The organism is Aurantiacibacter luteus (assembly GCF_001010945.1).
Taxonomy (GTDB): Bacteria; Pseudomonadota; Alphaproteobacteria; order Sphingomonadales; family Sphingomonadaceae; genus Alteraurantiacibacter; species Alteraurantiacibacter luteus.
Genome location: NZ_LBHB01000002.1, coordinates 137,516 through 152,248 on the forward strand (window position 1 = coordinate 137,516; position 14,733 = coordinate 152,248).

Annotated in this window: 18 protein-coding genes; 5 read left to right on the forward strand and 13 right to left on the reverse strand. The window is 67.4% G+C overall.

What is annotated here, in order from left to right:
* Positions 1–47: 47 nt before the first annotated feature.
* The 3 genes from AAW00_RS07060 to galE form a co-directional block, all read right to left on the reverse strand.
* The gene (locus tag AAW00_RS07060) at positions 48–671 is read right to left on the reverse strand and encodes an HAD family hydrolase (RefSeq protein ID WP_047003698.1); all 624 of its coding nucleotides are present in this window, start codon (positions 669–671) and stop codon (positions 48–50) included.
* 75 nt (positions 672–746) lie between these two features.
* Positions 747–872 (reverse strand): type B 50S ribosomal protein L36, encoded by a 126-nt coding sequence (gene ykgO / locus AAW00_RS07065; protein WP_011415100.1) that lies wholly within the window; start codon positions 870–872, stop codon positions 747–749.
* Between the two features lie 89 nt (positions 873–961).
* The gene (galE, locus tag AAW00_RS07070; protein WP_047003699.1) at positions 962–1,969 is read right to left on the reverse strand and encodes a UDP-glucose 4-epimerase GalE; all 1,008 of its coding nucleotides are present in this window, start codon (positions 1,967–1,969) and stop codon (positions 962–964) included.
* 93 nt (positions 1,970–2,062) lie between these two features.
* On the opposite strand from galE, the gene AAW00_RS07075 reads away from it, so the two are divergent.
* Both AAW00_RS07075 and AAW00_RS07080 read left to right on the forward strand, forming a co-directional pair.
* A complete protein-coding gene (locus tag AAW00_RS07075; RefSeq protein WP_047004471.1) occupies positions 2,063–2,680 on the forward strand; it encodes a DUF4136 domain-containing protein in 618 nt (205 codons plus the stop codon).
* Positions 2,677–3,822 carry a M14 family metallopeptidase gene (locus AAW00_RS07080; RefSeq protein ID WP_047003700.1) on the forward strand — a complete coding sequence of 382 codons (1,146 nt, stop codon included), beginning with the start codon at positions 2,677–2,679 and terminating at the stop codon, positions 3,820–3,822. The genes AAW00_RS07075 and AAW00_RS07080 overlap by 4 nt, the downstream gene beginning before the upstream one ends.
* Positions 3,823–3,867: 45 nt before the next feature.
* Here AAW00_RS07080 and AAW00_RS14935 read toward each other — a convergent pair whose 3' ends face one another.
* From AAW00_RS14935 to AAW00_RS07090, 3 genes are all read right to left on the reverse strand, one after another.
* A complete protein-coding gene (locus tag AAW00_RS14935; RefSeq protein ID WP_156169993.1) occupies positions 3,868–4,020 on the reverse strand; it encodes a hypothetical protein in 153 nt (50 codons plus the stop codon).
* A 114-nt stretch (positions 4,021–4,134) separates the two neighbouring features.
* Positions 4,135–4,833 carry a glycoside hydrolase family 25 protein gene (locus AAW00_RS07085; RefSeq protein WP_047003701.1) on the reverse strand — a complete coding sequence of 233 codons (699 nt, stop codon included), beginning with the start codon at positions 4,831–4,833 and terminating at the stop codon, positions 4,135–4,137.
* Between the two features lie 52 nt (positions 4,834–4,885).
* Positions 4,886–5,377, reverse strand: coding sequence for a UPF0262 family protein (locus AAW00_RS07090; protein WP_047003702.1), 492 nt, complete (start codon positions 5,375–5,377; stop codon positions 4,886–4,888).
* A gap of 151 nt (positions 5,378–5,528) precedes the next feature.
* On the opposite strand from AAW00_RS07090, the gene AAW00_RS07095 reads away from it, so the two are divergent.
* Positions 5,529–7,064 carry a replicative DNA helicase gene (locus AAW00_RS07095; RefSeq protein WP_082125042.1) on the forward strand — a complete coding sequence of 512 codons (1,536 nt, stop codon included), beginning with the start codon at positions 5,529–5,531 and terminating at the stop codon, positions 7,062–7,064.
* Between the two features lies 1 nt (position 7,065).
* Here AAW00_RS07095 and AAW00_RS07100 read toward each other — a convergent pair whose 3' ends face one another.
* Positions 7,066–8,247, reverse strand: a complete 1,182-nt coding sequence (locus tag AAW00_RS07100; protein WP_052761823.1) for a phospholipase D-like domain-containing protein — start codon at positions 8,245–8,247, stop codon at positions 7,066–7,068.
* Positions 8,248–8,352: 105 nt separating this feature from the next.
* Here AAW00_RS07100 and rpoZ point away from each other — a divergent pair, with 105 nt between their 5' ends.
* A complete protein-coding gene (gene rpoZ, locus AAW00_RS07105) occupies positions 8,353–8,697 on the forward strand; it encodes a DNA-directed RNA polymerase subunit omega (protein WP_047003703.1) in 345 nt (114 codons plus the stop codon).
* Between the two features lie 59 nt (positions 8,698–8,756).
* On the opposite strand, the gene AAW00_RS07110 is transcribed toward rpoZ, so the two are convergent.
* Complete coding sequence (locus AAW00_RS07110; RefSeq protein ID WP_047003704.1) at positions 8,757–9,557, reverse strand: sterol desaturase family protein; 801 nt, start codon at positions 9,555–9,557, stop codon at positions 8,757–8,759.
* 113 nt (positions 9,558–9,670) lie between these two features.
* Between AAW00_RS07110 and AAW00_RS07115 the strand changes: the two genes are divergently transcribed.
* On the forward strand, positions 9,671–10,837 hold the full coding sequence (locus AAW00_RS07115) for a DUF3667 domain-containing protein (protein WP_047003705.1): 1,167 nt from the start codon (positions 9,671–9,673) through the stop codon (positions 10,835–10,837).
* 4 nt (positions 10,838–10,841) lie between these two features.
* On the opposite strand, the gene AAW00_RS07120 is transcribed toward AAW00_RS07115, so the two are convergent.
* The 5 genes from AAW00_RS07120 to ftsH all read right to left on the reverse strand — a co-directional run bounded on the left by AAW00_RS07120 (position 10,842) and on the right by ftsH (position 14,582).
* Positions 10,842–11,588 (reverse strand): 2OG-Fe(II) oxygenase, encoded by a 747-nt coding sequence (locus AAW00_RS07120; protein ID WP_052761824.1) that lies wholly within the window; start codon positions 11,586–11,588, stop codon positions 10,842–10,844.
* A 72-nt stretch (positions 11,589–11,660) separates the two neighbouring features.
* On the reverse strand, positions 11,661–11,894 hold the full coding sequence (locus AAW00_RS07125; RefSeq protein ID WP_047003706.1) for a DUF3072 domain-containing protein: 234 nt from the start codon (positions 11,892–11,894) through the stop codon (positions 11,661–11,663).
* Positions 11,895–11,981: 87 nt separating this feature from the next.
* The gene (locus AAW00_RS07130) at positions 11,982–12,293 is read right to left on the reverse strand and encodes a hypothetical protein (protein WP_063359812.1); all 312 of its coding nucleotides are present in this window, start codon (positions 12,291–12,293) and stop codon (positions 11,982–11,984) included.
* A gap of 59 nt (positions 12,294–12,352) precedes the next feature.
* Entirely contained in the window at positions 12,353–12,583 is a 231-nt protein-coding gene (locus AAW00_RS07135; protein WP_047003707.1) for a hypothetical protein, read from the reverse strand.
* 55 nt (positions 12,584–12,638) lie between these two features.
* Positions 12,639–14,582 carry an ATP-dependent zinc metalloprotease FtsH gene (gene ftsH / locus AAW00_RS07140; RefSeq protein ID WP_047004476.1) on the reverse strand — a complete coding sequence of 648 codons (1,944 nt, stop codon included), beginning with the start codon at positions 14,580–14,582 and terminating at the stop codon, positions 12,639–12,641.
* Between the last annotated feature and the right edge of the window lie 151 nt (positions 14,583–14,733).

Here is a 14,733-nt window from a genome sequence, read left to right on the forward strand (position 1 = left end):
GTGGTATCGAAGTGCCCCGGCACCCGAGCGGTGCCGGGGCTTTTTTGTCAGATGGCCAGCAGTCCGCGCGCCGCGAGGTCCGTTTCCAGCCGGCCGGCATCGGTGAAGACATGGCCATGCCATCCGCGCGCCTCGGCAGCGGCGACATTCTCGGCCCGGTCGTCGACAAAGAGCAGCCGCTCCGGCGGCAGTCCGAAGCGCGCCTCGGCGATGGCGTAGATGCGCGGATCGGGCTTGGCGCATTTCTCCACGCCGGAGACCACGATATCCTCGAACAGGTCGAACAGCGGCTCGGTCGGACGGAACGCGTTCCAGAACTCGGCCCCGAAATTGGTCAGCGCGAACAGCGGTATGCCGCCCGCGTGGAGGCGGCGGACTAGCTCGTGCGAGCCGGGGACGGGGCCGGGGATTGTCTCGTTGAAGCGCGTGGCGTAGGCGGCGATCTGCCGCTCATAGGCGGGAAATTCGGCGATGCGTTCGGGCACCATCTCGGCGAGCGGGCGGCCCGCGTCGTGCTGGAAGTGCCATTCCTCGGTCACCACGTGGGTGACGAACCATTCGAGCTCGGCAGGGTCGTCGATCATCTTGGCGAAGAGGCAGCGCAGGTCCCACCGGATCAGCACCCGCCCGACGTCGAAAACGACCGCCATTTCCGCGCGGGCGTCAGACATGCAAAAAGCCCCCGTGGTGGCGGGGGCTTTTCGGAAGACCTGTGCCGCGACGCATGCGCGGCACGGCGCCTGTCATCAACCCTGGCGGGCCTTGAAGCGGCGGTTGGTCTTGTTGATCACGTAGGTGCGGCCGCGACGACGGATCACGCGGCAATCGCGGTGACGGTTCTTCAGCGACTTGAGGCTGTTGCGGACTTTCATCGGTCTTTCCCGTAAAAACAAGCGGCACCGGAGATGGCCTCCGATGCCGGAATTTCAAGCTGCGCCCCTAAGCACCGCGGGCAGCCAAGTCAACCGTTCCCGCGAATGTCCGAGAGCCTGCGCTCCCAGGCCAGCGCGTGTTGCACGATACGGTCGAGATCGGCGTGCTGCGGCTGCCACGGCAGCGTGGCCTTGATGCGCGAGGGATCGCTGATCAGCGAATCGGGGTCGCCCGGACGGCGTGGGCCGAACACGCGGTTTATCGTGCGGTTGGTCACGCGGTCGACGGCGTCGAGCACCTCGAGCACGCTGAAGCCCCCGCCGTAGCCGCAGTTCATCGTCATCGAAGCCTCCGGCGCGGCGATCAGCGCCTCCAGCGCCAGCACGTGCGCGGCGGCAAGGTCGCTCACGTGGATGTAGTCGCGCACGCCCGTGCCATCGGGCGTGGTGTAGTCGGTGCCGAACACGGCCACGCTCTCGCGCTTGCCCAGCGCCGCCTCCACCGCGACCTTGATGAGGTGCGTCGCGCCCGCCGTCGATTGCCCGCTGCGCGCCTGCGGATCGGCGCCCGCCACGTTGAAATACCTGAGCGCGCAGTAGTTCATCGCGTGCGCGGCGGCGGTGTCGGCCAGCATCTGCTCGGTCATCAGCTTGGACCAGCCGTAGGGATTGATCGGCGCTCTGGGCGTATCCTCGCGCACCGGCGATTCCTCCGGAATGCCGTAAGTCGCCGCAGTGCTGGAAAAGATGAAGTGCGGCACGCCGGCCCGCACCGCGGCATCGAGCAGCGCGCGGCTCTTGACCGTGTTGTTCTCGTAGTACTTGAGCGGGTTCTCCACGCTTTCGGGCACCACGATGCTGCCGGCGAAGTGCATGATCGCTCGCGTTCCCTGCTCGGCGAAAATGCGCGCCAGCAGGTCGGCATCGGCGATGTCGCCCTCGTAGAAAGCCACGCCCTCGGGCACGGCGAAGCGGAAGCCGGTGGTGAGGTTGTCGATCACCGCGACCGGCCAGCCGGCATCGATCAGCGCGAGGACGGCATGGCTGCCGATGTAGCCGGCCCCGCCGGTCACCAGAACGGGAAGTTTCGTCGTCATGGCCCGCCCCTAGCACGAGATGGTCAATCAAGCGCTAACCCTTGCGAGATGCGGAGCGCGGCACCGCTGGCCCGCTCGTGCGTTGACAACGCCATGAGAACCCGCATCCTCGCGCTCGCCCTTCCCGCCGCCGCCATCGCCCTGCTCGGTGGCTGCGCGACCCCTGCCTATGTCTCGCCGGTGGAGGTCACCCGCTTCGTCAGCCAGGCACCCACGATGCTGGGTCAGGGCACGATCCGGGTGACGGGCGCGCCGGGGATGGACACCGCCAGCGTGGAATATGGCATCTACGCCGATGCGGTGCGCGCCGAACTCGCGCAGCTGGGCTACCGCGTCACCACGCAGGAAGCCGACCAGGTCGCGCAGATCTCGCTCGAACAGATGGTCGCTGCCGCCGAGGGGCGGCGCGGTAGCGGCGTGGGCGTGGGCGGCGGTGCCTCCACCGGCACCTATGGCTCGGGCGTGGGCGTCGGCGTGGGCGTCGATCTCACGCGCCTCATCAACGGCCGCCCCGCCGAACGCATCGAGCGGCAGCTGGCCGTCTCCATCCGCTCCGCCACCGGCGTGCAGAACCTGTGGGAAGGCCGCGCGAGCATGACCGCGAGCGCCAACAGCGACTACGGCTCCTCGCCCGCCGCCGCCGCGCGCATGGCTGATGCGCTGTTTACGGGCTTCCCCGGAGAGTCGGGCGAGACTATCTCGGTCGAATGACCGCACCAGACATCAGCATCGACGCCGCTTTCGATAGCGGCAACATCCACGTCGTCTCCATCGACGGGGCAAGCGCCACCCTGCGCATCCCGAACGACCGCAACAGCGAGTTCGCGCAGTGGTTCCACTTCCGCGTCTCGGGCGTGGCGGGGCGCGAGCTGGTGCTCACGTTCGAAAACCTGAAGGCCACCGCCTACCCGCAGGGCTGGCCCGGCTACCGCGCCTGCGTTTCCGAAGACCGTGCCTACTGGGGCCGTGCCGATACGAGTTACGACGATGCCGCGGCGAACGGCACGATGACGGTGCGCTACACGCCCGCCTCCGACATGGCCTGGTTCGCCTATTTCGCGCCCTATTCGATGGAGCGGCACAACGATCTCGTTGCCGAGGCCGCCGCCGCCGAGGGCGTGACCTACCGCCGCCTCGGCCAGACGCTCGACGGGCGCACTATCGACTGCCTCGAGATGGGCGAAGGCGACAGGCAGGTGTGGTTCTACGCCCGCCAGCACCCCGGCGAGAGCATGGCGGAATGGTGGATGGAAGGCGCGCTTGAGGTGCTGACCGATCCCGCCGACCCGGTCGGCCGCGTCCTCCGCCAGAAGTGCCGCCTGCACGTGGTCTCCAACTGCAACCCCGACGGCAGCTTCCGCGGCCACCTGCGGACCAATGCCGATGGCGTGAACCTCAACCGCGAGTGGGAGAACCCCACGGCGGAGCGCAGCCCCGAGGTGCTCGCCATCCGCAACGCCATGGACGACAGCGGCGTGGACTTCGCCATGGACGTCCACGGCGACGAGGCCATCGCCGCCAACTTCATCGCCGGGTTCGAGGGCATCCCCTCGTGGAGCGACGAACACGGCGAGCGGATGTACGCCTACCAGCGCATCCTCGAGCGGCGCACGCCCGAATTCCAGACCGCCAAGGGCTATCCAAAGTCGAAGCCCGGCACCGCCAACATGACGATCAGTACCAACCAGGTGGCCGAACGCTACGGTGCGGTGGCGATGACGCTGGAGATGCCGTTCAAGGACAACGACGACCTGCCCGATACGGCGCAGGGCTGGAGCCCGGAACGCTGCAAGCTGCTGGCGCGCGACTGCCTTGCCGCGCTGGTCGAATGGCTGGAGGCGGACGGCAGCTGAACCGCGACGGCGTTCGTGGCCGGCGCACCGGCGGCGCCGGGCCACTCACGAATCGAGCAGGTTGATAACCCCGTCGTTGAACAGGCCCACGCCCACCTCGATGTCGTCGAGGCCCTGATCGCAATCGACGATGCGCGGCGTGGTCCAGGCCTGGCGCCCGGAACGATGAACGGTGTGCTCAGTGCAGGTATGCGTCATGATGACCCCCCATGTGACGCCTGCAATCTCGCGCAGCAGGGGGCTTCGTTCAATTCGTGTCGATGCCGGGGGTTAACGTTAACCCGGCGATAACGCGCCGGCCCGGTCGCGGCCCTAGTTCTGCACCACCACCCAGCGCATCGGCTGCCCGTTGGCGGGATTGATCGCGCGGCTGTTGGCCGTCCACAGCGTCCACGGCCGACCGGCATAGTCGGGTTCGACGAAATCGCTTTCCAGCCACAGGTTGCGCTCTATCCGCGTGGCGATGCGGGTGGCCTCCTCGAAGGCGGGCGAGACCTTCAGCACCACCGGTTGCCCGGCATGGCCCTCCACCTGGTTGATGAAGGTGGTGAGCTCGCTTTCCATCGCCGCCTCCAGCACCGGGTCGCCGCATTCGCTCGCCAGCTTGCCGAGCGCGATGGCAGGAGGCAGCAGGTCGGGATCGCGCGGCACGATGGTCACGAAGTTCGCCGCCTGGCGGTCGGCAGGGACGCAAGGATCGTAGACGTGCACCGCGCCGTGGCGGATGCCGCTTCCGGCCAGCGCGGCAAGGTTGCGCCCGAACACCGCGTCGCGCCCTTCCTCGCCCCGGCTCGCCTCGAGATAGACGAAGTCGGCGCGCGCGGTGCGCAGCGCGGACAGGTCGATTATCCCCTCTGCCTCGCCGGTCAGCACGCCCTGCACCGGGTATTCGGCGCGCGCGGGCTCCCACTGGCGCGATGCCCACCAAGCGTATGCCCCGGCGGCGATCACGCCCGCCAGCAGCAGCAGCGCGATCCAGACGCGAACCTTGCTTTTCGTCTTCCTGCCCATCCGTGTGTCCTGGACCGGTGCGACCCGCCCTTCGTGCTCCCTCGTCAGACCGTCACGCGCGGATATGCAGCACGCAAATCAGCGTGAACAGCCGCCTCGCGGTTTCGAAATCGGTTTCCACCTTGGCATCGAGCGCGTCGAGCAGCAGCCGTGTACCGCGATCGTGGATGGCCCGGCGCGCCATGTCGACCGTCTCCAGCTCCATCGTGGATGCCCGCCGCAGCGCCTTGTAGTAGCTGTCGCAGATGGCGAAATAGTCGCGCACCACGCGCCTCAGGCGAGCCAGGCCGAGGCCGATGGTGCCCGCCTGTTCGCCCGCGCCGTCCTTCAGGTGCAGCGCCAGCATCCCGTCGACGATGGCGAGGTGGACGTGCCAAGGCCCGCTGTGTCCCTCGCCGCCAGCGCGAACGGGGCGGAACAGGTTGTCCTCCACCAAGTCGCGCAGGGCGACCTCGCGTTCCTTCTCGATGTCCTCGCTGCGCGCGATGACGGTCGCCTCGTCGAGGGTGATCGTGTCGATCCGGTCGGTGGGGCTCGCGCTCATGGCCGCGCCGTCCTGCCCAGAGCAGGAGCCTTTTGCAATTGCGAAACGGCGCGCCGACCCTGTCGTCCCCGCTATCCACAGGGTGCGAAAAATATTTGCCCTTGCCGCCACCTTGCGATGGCCGCGCGCGCGCCGCATTAAGCGCATCGCCATGTCCGACGAAGCCCTGCTCACCCGCTCGCCCTCCGCCTTGGGCGCTCCCGACGCCGACGCCCCCGTCGGCGCGACCGGGCGCAGCCTGCCCACGAACCTGGAGGCCGAGGCCGCCTTCATCGGTGCGGTGCTGATCGACAACCGGGTGCTGGAGGAGCTGACCGTCCAGCTGCGGCCCGAGCATTTCTACGCTCCCGTCCACGCCCGCGTGTTCGAGCGGATCCTCGTCCTCATCGACCGGCAGATGGTCGTCACCCCCGTCACCCTGAAGCCCTATTTCGAGGGCGATGCGGCGCTGAAGGAGCTGGGCGGCACCGGCTATCTCGCGCAGCTGACCGCCGACGGGCAGGGCCTGCTCGCCCCGCGCGAACTGGCGCAGCAGATCTACGATCTCGCCTTGCTGCGCGAGCTCGTGACTGTGGGCCGCGACCTGGTCGAAAACGCGCTCGACACCTCGGAAGAGGTCGAGCCCATGCGGCAGATCGAGCTCGCCGAGGCGCGGCTCTACGAGGTGGCCGAGGGCGCGACCACCGGCAACGAGGCGCAGAGCTTCGGCAAGGCGGCGGCGGAAGCGCTGCACCTGGCGGAAATCGCCTTCAAGTCCGGCGGCCACGTATCCGGCAAGACCACCGGCCTCACCTCGATCAACGAGAAGTGCGGCGGCCTGCACAATTCCGACCTCATCATCCTCGCCGGGCGTCCGGGCATGGGCAAGAGCTCGCTCGCCATGAACATCGCCTTCAACGCCGCCGAGCGGCTGAAGAACGACCGGCGCGACGGGATCGAGGAATCGGTCGGCGCGGGCGTCGCGGTGTTCAGCCTGGAGATGAGCAAGGACCAGCTCGCCACCCGTATCCTGGCCGAACAGTCGGGCATCCCCAGCGAGCGGCTGCGCATGGGCAAGATCGGCAAGGGCGACCTGCAGGACCTGATGCTCGCCAGCCAGCGCCTGCACGACCTGCCGCTCTACATCGACGATACTCCCGCGCTGACGATCGGCGCGCTGCGCACCCGCGCGCGGCGGCTGAAGCGGCGGCACGATATCGGCCTGATCGTCGTCGACTACCTGCAGTTGCTGCAGGGATCGGGCCGCGCGACGGACAACCGCGTGAACGAGATTTCCGAGATCAGCCGCGGCCTGAAGACGCTGGCCAAGGAACTCAACGTCCCCGTCATCGCGCTCTCCCAGCTCAGCCGCGCGGTCGAGCAGCGCGACGACAAGCGCCCCATGCTCTCCGACCTGCGCGAATCGGGCTCGATCGAGCAGGACGCCGACATGGTCTGGTTCATCTTCCGCGAGGATTATTACATCGGCACGCGCGAGCCAAAGCGGCCCATCGAATCGGACGACGCCAAGGTCCACGATGCCCACGCCGCATGGGCCGCCGAGATGGAGCGCGTCTACGGCCTCGCCGAACTGATCGTCGCCAAGCAACGCCACGGCTCCACCGGCAAGGTGCGCCTGCGCTTCGAACCCAAGATCACCAAGTTCTCCGACCTCGCCGAGGGCGACTACGGCGGCGACTGGGACTGAGCTAGAGTCCCAGGTTGAGCTTGCGGCTGACGGTGTAGTCCACCACCGATACGAGGAACCAGCTCGCCCACCACTTCACGCGGCACCATGGCGTGGCGGCCTTCTCGTGCTCCTCGGCGGTGATCTCGTTGCTGGCATCGAGGTGCCTGTGGATGAAGGCGCGCATGGTTTCGGCCAGTGCGGCGTCCTCGACCTTCAGCACGATCTCCAGGTTCACGTAGAGCGAGCGCATGTCGAAGTTGGCGGACCCCATATAAACCGCGTCGTCGAGCACGATCAGCTTGGTGTGCAGCTTGCACGGCTGGAACTCGTAGATCTTCGCGCCCGCCTGCAACAGCCTGCGATAGAGCGCGCGGCTTGCCCCGATGGTGGCGTTGTTGTCGCTCTTGCCCGCCATCACCAGCGTCGTCCGCCCCTTCCTCGCTATCTTGCGGATACAATGGCGAAGGCGCTTGTTGGGGCTGAAGTAGGCCATCATCATGTCCAGTCGGTCGCCCTCGGCGAGGTCCTTCTTGATGCATTCGGCCCAGCTGGAAAGGCCCTTCGTGGGCCCGCCGATCAGCAGTTGCACCGGCGGCTCGCCCCCGTCCCACTGGCGCACGCGGCGGCGGATGTCCTTGAACTGCGCCTTGTCGTCGGCGGACCATTCCTTCAATTCGTCGAACCACTCGGAAACCCGGGCGACGACCGGCCCCTTCACGCTGAAGCCGATGTCGTTCCAGCCGTTGGCCTGTGGCGGGGCGAAGTAGTCGTCCTCCACGTTGAAGCCGCCGAGCATGGCAACCTCCTCGTCGGCGACCACGATCTTCTGGTGGTTGCGGATCAGCGCGCGGAAAGACCAGCGCGCCATGAACACGCAGAAGGTGCCGCCGGCCTCGGTCATCTCCTTGAAGAATGCGTCGTCGACATCTGAGCCGAAACCGTCGACGATAAGCGAGACGTCGACCCCGCGCTTGGCCGCCCGGCACAGCGCATCGCGCACGTCCTCCCCCACGCCTTCCTTGACGAAAATGTAAAAGGCGATCTTGAGGCTGGTCTGCGCCCCGTCGATGATCCGCAGCAGCTCCTCGCGGCGGTCCTTGCCCGCCGGAAAGAAGGCGAAGTCATGCCCCTGCGCCGAAATCTCGAAGGGCTCCGGGTCGTTATAACCGGCGGCGGCGGGCGAGGTCTTGGCTTGCGTCATGCGCCCCCCTTGTAGCACGCCTGCGCCGGTGGAAAACCTTGACTGTCGCGCCCTGCCCGACTATCTGGCGCGCTTCCCCGTCACACCGGACCAGTGGAGTGCCACATGGCGCGCGTTACCGTCGAAGATTGCGTAGACAAGATCCCCAACCGTTTCGACCTGGTGCTGCTTGCCGCCCAGCGTGCACGCGAGATCTCCGGCGGTGCCGAACTCACCATCGACCGCGACCGCGACAAGAACCCCGTCGTCGCCCTGCGCGAAGTGGCCGAGCAGACGGTGCGCCCCAAGGCTTTGCAGGAATCGCTCGTCCAGTCGCTGCAGACCATCCTCCCCGATGAAGAGGACGAGGCGGACGACATCGGCTCGCTGAGCCAGTCGGCCGAGGCCATGCGCCTTTCCGCTGCCGCACCTGCCCGTTCGACCTCGATCGGTGGCGACTACGACGGCTGACCAGCTGCGCTGGACGCGATGAAAAGGGGCTGCGCTGCGAGGCGCGGCCCTTTTTCGTTTCAGCGCCGGTGGAACGGGAAGCCGAGGCTCCAGCCGAGCTTGCGAGTGCTTTCGCCCCGCCACTCCTCCAGGCCGATCGGCATGGTGCGCGGCTCGTCCCGCGCTGCGCCGACGTAGGTGCCGAAGAGACGGTCCCAGGCCGACAGCACTGTGCCGTAGTTGCTGTTCGTCTCGCCGGGCCGGACCGAGTGGTGGATGCGGTGCATCCCGGGCGTCACTATGAGCGCGCGCACCAGCCGTTCCGCGCGCAGCGGCAGTTGCACGTTGGCGTGGGTCCACAGGGTGAACATGGCAAAGCCCGTCTCGAACACCGCCACCGCCAGCACCGGAGCACCGAGCGCGGCGAGGACGGCCATCTTCCACGCCATCGAAGCGACGATCTCCACCGGATGAAACCGCGCCGCCGTGGTCACGTCGAAATCGCGGTCAACATGGTGGACGCGGTGAAGCCGCCACAGCAGCGGAACGCGGTGGGTGGCGAGGTGCTGCAGCCACAGCGCGAGATCGAGCGCGAGCAGCGTTACGGCGAAAGCCAGCCAGCCGGGTACTGCGACCACGTTGAACAGCCCCCAGCCCCGCTCCGCCGCCAGGGCCGCGGTGCCGACCATGGCGAGCGGCAGCACAAGCCGCACGGCCAGCGTGTCGATGGCGAACAGCGCGAGGTTGGTCGCCCAGCGGTGCCCCCGCGTGCCCGCGGCGCGGCGGAACGGCACGGCCAGCTCGGCGAGCGCCAGCGCGGCGAACACGCCCGCCAGCATCGCCATGCCGATCCAGCCCTGCGATGCGCCCGCTTGGTCCATGGCCGGCCTTGTGCAGCGCGCCGGCCTTGCGGGCAAGGCGCGCTGGGCTCTCGACCCGTCCCCATGCCTCGCCTATGGCGACGGCGGGACAGCCGGACTAGCGAGGCGGGGGCATGAGCGACATATTCGATGGGCTGGGCACGGCGGCCGAGGGCGGTTTCTTCGCCCGCGCGCTCGAGCCGGATTCGGGCGCTCTTGCGCGCGGCGCGCATGATCCGGAGAACTGCCAGAACTGCGGCACCCCGCTCGTCGGCGCCTATTGCCATGCCTGCGGCCAGCGCGGGCACCTGCACAAGACCATCGGCGCTTTCATGCATGACCTGCTGCACGGCGCGCTGCATTTCGAAGGCAAGCTGTGGAACACGCTGCCCATGCTGGCGCTGCGCCCCGGCAAGCTGACCCGTCGCTACATCGACGGCGAGCGGGCGCGCTTCGTCAGCCCCATGGCGCTGTTCCTGTTTGGCGTCTTCGCCATGTTCGCGGCGTTCTCGGTCGCTGGGATAGCCGCGCCGAGTTCGTTCGACGGGGAGGACAACAGCTTCGTCGCGGGGGTGCGCGACGGGATGGAAGCGAACGACAGCGCGATCGGCGCTGCCGCAACGTCTCCTGCCGAAGGCCTTGCGGAGCTGCGAGACCAGCGCGGCAAACTGATCGATCGGCTGGAGGCGATGTCACCAGGCGACCCTGCGCGAGCCGGAGTGCAGGAGGAAATCGCCGGCATCGATCAGGCGATCGCCATCGTCGAGATCCCCGGACGTCTGAATGCGGGTGATGATGCCACGGCAAATGGCGAAGCGGTTGAAGAGCCCCGGCCGAACGACCTCGATCGCTTGGCGGACGCGGGCACCGGGATCGCGCTGGTCGACCGGCTGATGCACAAGTGGCAGGAAAACCCCGGCCTCATGCTCTACAAGCTGCAGTCGAGCGCCTACAAGTTCAGCTGGCTGCTGATCCCGATCTCCATCCCGTTCGTCTGGCTACTGTTCGCCTGGAGGCGGCGGTTCGGCGCATACGACCACGCGATCTTCGTGACCTACTCGCTGGGTTTCATGACGCTGATGTTCATCGTGCTGTCGCTGTTGGGCGTGGCGGGAATACCCGGCGGCGTGCTGGCGCTGGCGGCGATGATCGTCGCCCCCATTCACCTCTACAAGCAGCTGCGCGGTGCCTATGATTTGTCGCGCTTCAGCGCCTTCTGGCGGCTGCTTGTGCTGAGCGCGTTCATCTGGATCATCGTCGCGCTGTTCGCGCAGATCCTCTTGTTGCTCGGCGCATTCTGAGCGGTCAGTAACGCCGCAGCCAGCCTGTGATGGCGTAGCGGCGATAGGCGGCGGCGCGCGTGACTTCGGTCACCGAATGCAGGCGCGGCACGGCGAACAGGTTGAGCCGGTTGAACTGCGGCACCAGCGCGCGCGCCTCGGCCTCGCCGCTGCCGCCACCTTCGGGATGCAGCACCAGCAGCCCGCCCCATTCCAACCGCCACCCCGGCGTGAGGTTGAGTACGTAGGCCGCGAGGCGATTCTTGCCGTCGACGTCGTCGGTGTGCGCGGTGAGGAAATCGCCAGGCGCATAGGCAGTGGCCTGCGCGTCGGCGAAATCGAAGCCCGATATGCCCGTCAGTCTTGCCAGGAAGGCGCGCTGTTCGGGTGCTGACCACCAGCGGGCAAAGGCTGCCAGGGGATCGGCGCTCGCCTCGCGCTCCGCATCGGCATCGGGCACACGGATGGTCTCGTAACGGAACTGGAAGCCGGCCCGCGCCCCGGCATAAACGGCCTGGTCGAGCTGCGCCGCGGTCTCTGCGGGCATGGCCGCGCGGGTGGGACGATCGAATTCGACGATCCTGTCGCCGTTGGCGATCGATTGGCGCCAGTCCTGTCGCGAACGCAGCAAGGCGTGGAGACGGCGGGCGCATTCTTCCTCGAGCAGGTCCGGCACGGAGACGAACCCGTCGTAGGCGAACTGCTCCGCCAGCCGGTCCAGGTCCGGCCGCGGGGCAAGAGCAAAGGCGATGGGTTTGTCCGTCGAATTCAAGATATCCTCGCCTGCAGTGCCGCGTTCGCAAGCCCCGCTACCGCAAGACGTGTCGCAGCGCGAGGGGCGAGGTCAGGTGCCGCGCCCGGTTTCCTCCTGCAGCGCATCGATCGCCTTCGAGGCTTCGGCCTTGGTCAGCCCGGTATCGTAGGCCTCGGGCCTGTGCGCTTCCTCGCTCAGCGTCTTGAGATAGCTGGCCTGCGCGCCGGTCATCCGCTCGTCGCCGGTGGTCCAGTCGTCGGGATCCTTCTCAGCATTGGAAACGGGATCGGCTTTCGGGGCGTCGTTTGGCTGGGGGGCAGTCATGGGGCAAACTCCTTTGCCCAAACGACGCTGGAGTTCGCCTTTTGTTCCCATCGGACTCCCGCGCCGGGAGCCCGGCGCGGAGATCGCTTATTGCGGTGTCGGCTCGGGCGGAGGCGGCGGGCCGAGGTCGTCGCCGGTTATGGGCGCGGGACCGGCCTCCTCGTCGTCGCTGGCGCGGATATCGTCGCGCAAGTTCGCCGCGCCTTCGCTGATCTTGTCGGCCGCGACGACCGCGCCGTCCTGGATCATCTCGCCGGCGACATCGGCATTGGCGGCGGCATCGCGCGCGGCGCCCTCCGCGGCCAGCTCGGCACTGTCCTGCGTATCCTCGGAACAGGCGGCGAGTGCGAAGGAGGCGGTGCTGGCGAACAGCAAGGTCGATACGATGAGGCGTTTCATGGCGGGCTTCCCTGACGTGGCTTTCCCATTCAACCGCGCTTGACGCACCCGGGTTCCCGTCAGCGCCGGTCCGCCCACCAGATCCACTGGCGCAGGCCCACGGTGAGGAGCGACCAGAATAGGCACAGCGCAGCCCAAGCGAGCAGCCCCAGCGCAAGCTGGCGCGCGACCTCGCCGAGCCGCTCGGCATTCACGGCGAGAATCACGGGAGAGGCGAGGATAAGCAGCGCGCCAATCCAGCGCAGCAGCCGTCCGGTGGAGGCGAGGCCCGTGAGCAGGGTCGCGGCCAAGCGGCGTTGGCGGGGCGAGTGTTTGGGCGGCACAGCGCTGCCGTCGGCCGGGGGCTCAGGCCCCCTGGGGAGCCTCGCCGCCGCCGAAACGCTTGCCCGCCTGCGGGACGCCGGACCCCTGTGCCGGGCGCACCGGGATGGGACCGCTCGGCGCATCGGGCCTATCGATCTTGCCGGTTTCCAGCAGGGTCTTGATCTCCTCGCCGGTCAGCGTCTCATATTCGAGCATGGCCTGGGCGAGCAGGTGCAACTGGTCCTGGTGATCCGTCAGAAGCTGGGTGGCGCGAGCGTGTGCGCCCTCCACGAGGTTCTTGATCTCGGCATCGATCAGCTTGTTGGTTTCCGCGCCCGCCATCGTGCGCACGGTCTGGCCCATGCCGAGATAGCCTTCCTGGCTGCTCTCGTACTGCAACGGCCCGAGCTTGTCGCTCATGCCCCACTTGGTGACCATGTTGCGCGCCAGGTCGGTGGCGTACTGAATGTCGGACGAAGCGCCGCTCGACACCTTGTCGTGGCCGAAGATGATCTCCTCCGCCACGCGACCGCCCATGCTGACCGACAGGTTCGCGTGCATCTTGTCGCGGTGGTAGGAGTAGTTGTCGCGTTCCGGCAGGCGCATCACCATGCCCAGCGCACGGCCGCGCGGGATGATGGTTGCCTTGTGGATCGGATCGGACGCGGCCTCGTGCACCGAGACGATCGCGTGACCCGCCTCGTGATAGGCGGTCATCTTCTTCTCGTCGTCGGTCATCACCATCGAACGCCGTTCGGCACCCATCATGACCTTGTCCTTGGCGTCCTCGAATTCCTGCATGGCGACGAGGCGCTTGTTGCGCCGCGCGGCGAGCAGAGCCGCCTCGTTGACGAGGTTGGCGAGGTCCGCGCCCGAGAAACCGGGCGTACCACGGGCGATGGTGCGCGGGTTCACGTCGGGGGCGAGCGGCACCTTCTTCATGTGCACGGCGAGGATCTTCTCGCGGCCCTCGATGTCGGGGATCGGCACGACCACCTGACGGTCGAAGCGGCCCGGGCGCAGCAGCGCCGGATCGAGCACGTCGGGCCGGTTGGTCGCGGCGATGATGATGATGCCCTCGTTCGCCTCGAAGCCGTCCATCTCAACGAGCAGCTGGTTCAGCGTCTGCTCGCGCTCGTCGTTGGAATTGCCGATGCCGTTGCCACGGTGGCGGCCCACGGCATCGATCTCGTCGATGAAGACGATGCACGGCGCGTTCTTCTTGGCCTGTTCGAACATGTCGCGCACGCGGCTGGCGCCAACGCCCACGAACATCTCGACGAAGTCCGAACCGGAGATCGTGAAGAACGGCACGCGCGCCTCGCCCGCGATGGCGCGGGCCAGCAGCGTCTTGCCGGTGCCGGGCGAACCGACCAGCAGCGCGCCCTTGGGGATCTGGCCTCCGAGCTTGGAGAAGCGCGACGGGTCCTTCAGGAACTCGACGATTTCCTGCAATTCCTCGCGCGCCTCGTCGATGCCGGCGACGTCGTCGAAGGTGACGCGGCCCTGCTTCTCGGTCAGCAGCTTGGCCTTGGACTTGCCGAAGCCCATGGCCCCGCCGCCGCCGCCCTTCTGCACCTGGCGCAGCGCGAAGAACGCGATACCGAGGATCAGGATGAACGGCAACGCCTGCAGCAGCACGTAAAGCATGACGTTCATCTGCTCTGCCGGAGCGCCGGTCACCTCGACGTCGGCGGCCTCCAGCTGGGTCATAAGCTGCTCGTCGGGCACCACCCGGCGAGTGGCGAAGGTACCGCCGTTCTTGAGCGTGCCAGTGATCGTCTCGGGCGCGACGTGGACTTCGGCCACGTTGCCCTCGACCACGCGGTCCTTGAAGTCGGAATAGGAGATCGCGGTGCCGCTCTGCTGGCGGTCGCCGCCGAAGAGCGAGACGGCGAGCAGCAGGGCGAGGAAGATGCCGCCCCAGATGAAGAGGCTCTTCATCCACGGGTTGGGCTGCTGTTCGGGCTCCTGGTCGTCGTTCATGCTCTGGGGCATCCTTTCCGGGCCAATGTAGGCGGCGGGGGGTGAATGGCAAGATAACGCCTTTGGTCGGTGTGATCGCAAAGGTCGATGACAAGGTCGCTTGACATCGTGCAAATTTTGTCTAGGATCCTTTACATCAAAGCAAGGGAGC

Coding starts and splice junctions, on each gene's coding strand:
- AAW00_RS07095 (WP_082125042.1), top strand. CDS start 5,529: ATGTCCGACGAAGCCCTGCTCACCCGCTCGCCCTCCGCCTTGGGCGCT.
- ykgO (WP_011415100.1), bottom strand. CDS start 872: ATGAAAGTCCGCAACAGCCTCAAGTCGCTGAAGAACCGTCACCGCGAT.
- AAW00_RS14935 (WP_156169993.1), bottom strand. CDS start 4,020: ATGACGCATACCTGCACTGAGCACACCGTTCATCGTTCCGGGCGCCAG.
- galE (WP_047003699.1), bottom strand. CDS start 1,969: ATGACGACGAAACTTCCCGTTCTGGTGACCGGCGGGGCCGGCTACATC.
- AAW00_RS07125 (WP_047003706.1), bottom strand. CDS start 11,894: ATGACTGCCCCCCAGCCAAACGACGCCCCGAAAGCCGATCCCGTTTCC.
- AAW00_RS07130 (WP_063359812.1), bottom strand. CDS start 12,293: ATGAAACGCCTCATCGTATCGACCTTGCTGTTCGCCAGCACCGCCTCC.
- AAW00_RS07080 (WP_047003700.1), top strand. CDS start 2,677: ATGACCGCACCAGACATCAGCATCGACGCCGCTTTCGATAGCGGCAAC.
- AAW00_RS07115 (WP_047003705.1), top strand. CDS start 9,671: ATGAGCGACATATTCGATGGGCTGGGCACGGCGGCCGAGGGCGGTTTC.
- ftsH (WP_047004476.1), bottom strand. CDS start 14,582: ATGAACGACGACCAGGAGCCCGAACAGCAGCCCAACCCGTGGATGAAG.
- rpoZ (WP_047003703.1), top strand. CDS start 8,353: ATGGCGCGCGTTACCGTCGAAGATTGCGTAGACAAGATCCCCAACCGT.
- AAW00_RS07110 (WP_047003704.1), bottom strand. CDS start 9,557: ATGGACCAAGCGGGCGCATCGCAGGGCTGGATCGGCATGGCGATGCTG.
- AAW00_RS07060 (WP_047003698.1), bottom strand. CDS start 671: ATGTCTGACGCCCGCGCGGAAATGGCGGTCGTTTTCGACGTCGGGCGG.
- AAW00_RS07090 (WP_047003702.1), bottom strand. CDS start 5,377: ATGAGCGCGAGCCCCACCGACCGGATCGACACGATCACCCTCGACGAG.
- AAW00_RS07085 (WP_047003701.1), bottom strand. CDS start 4,833: ATGGGCAGGAAGACGAAAAGCAAGGTTCGCGTCTGGATCGCGCTGCTG.
- AAW00_RS07100 (WP_052761823.1), bottom strand. CDS start 8,247: ATGACGCAAGCCAAGACCTCGCCCGCCGCCGCCGGTTATAACGACCCG.
- AAW00_RS07075 (WP_047004471.1), top strand. CDS start 2,063: ATGAGAACCCGCATCCTCGCGCTCGCCCTTCCCGCCGCCGCCATCGCC.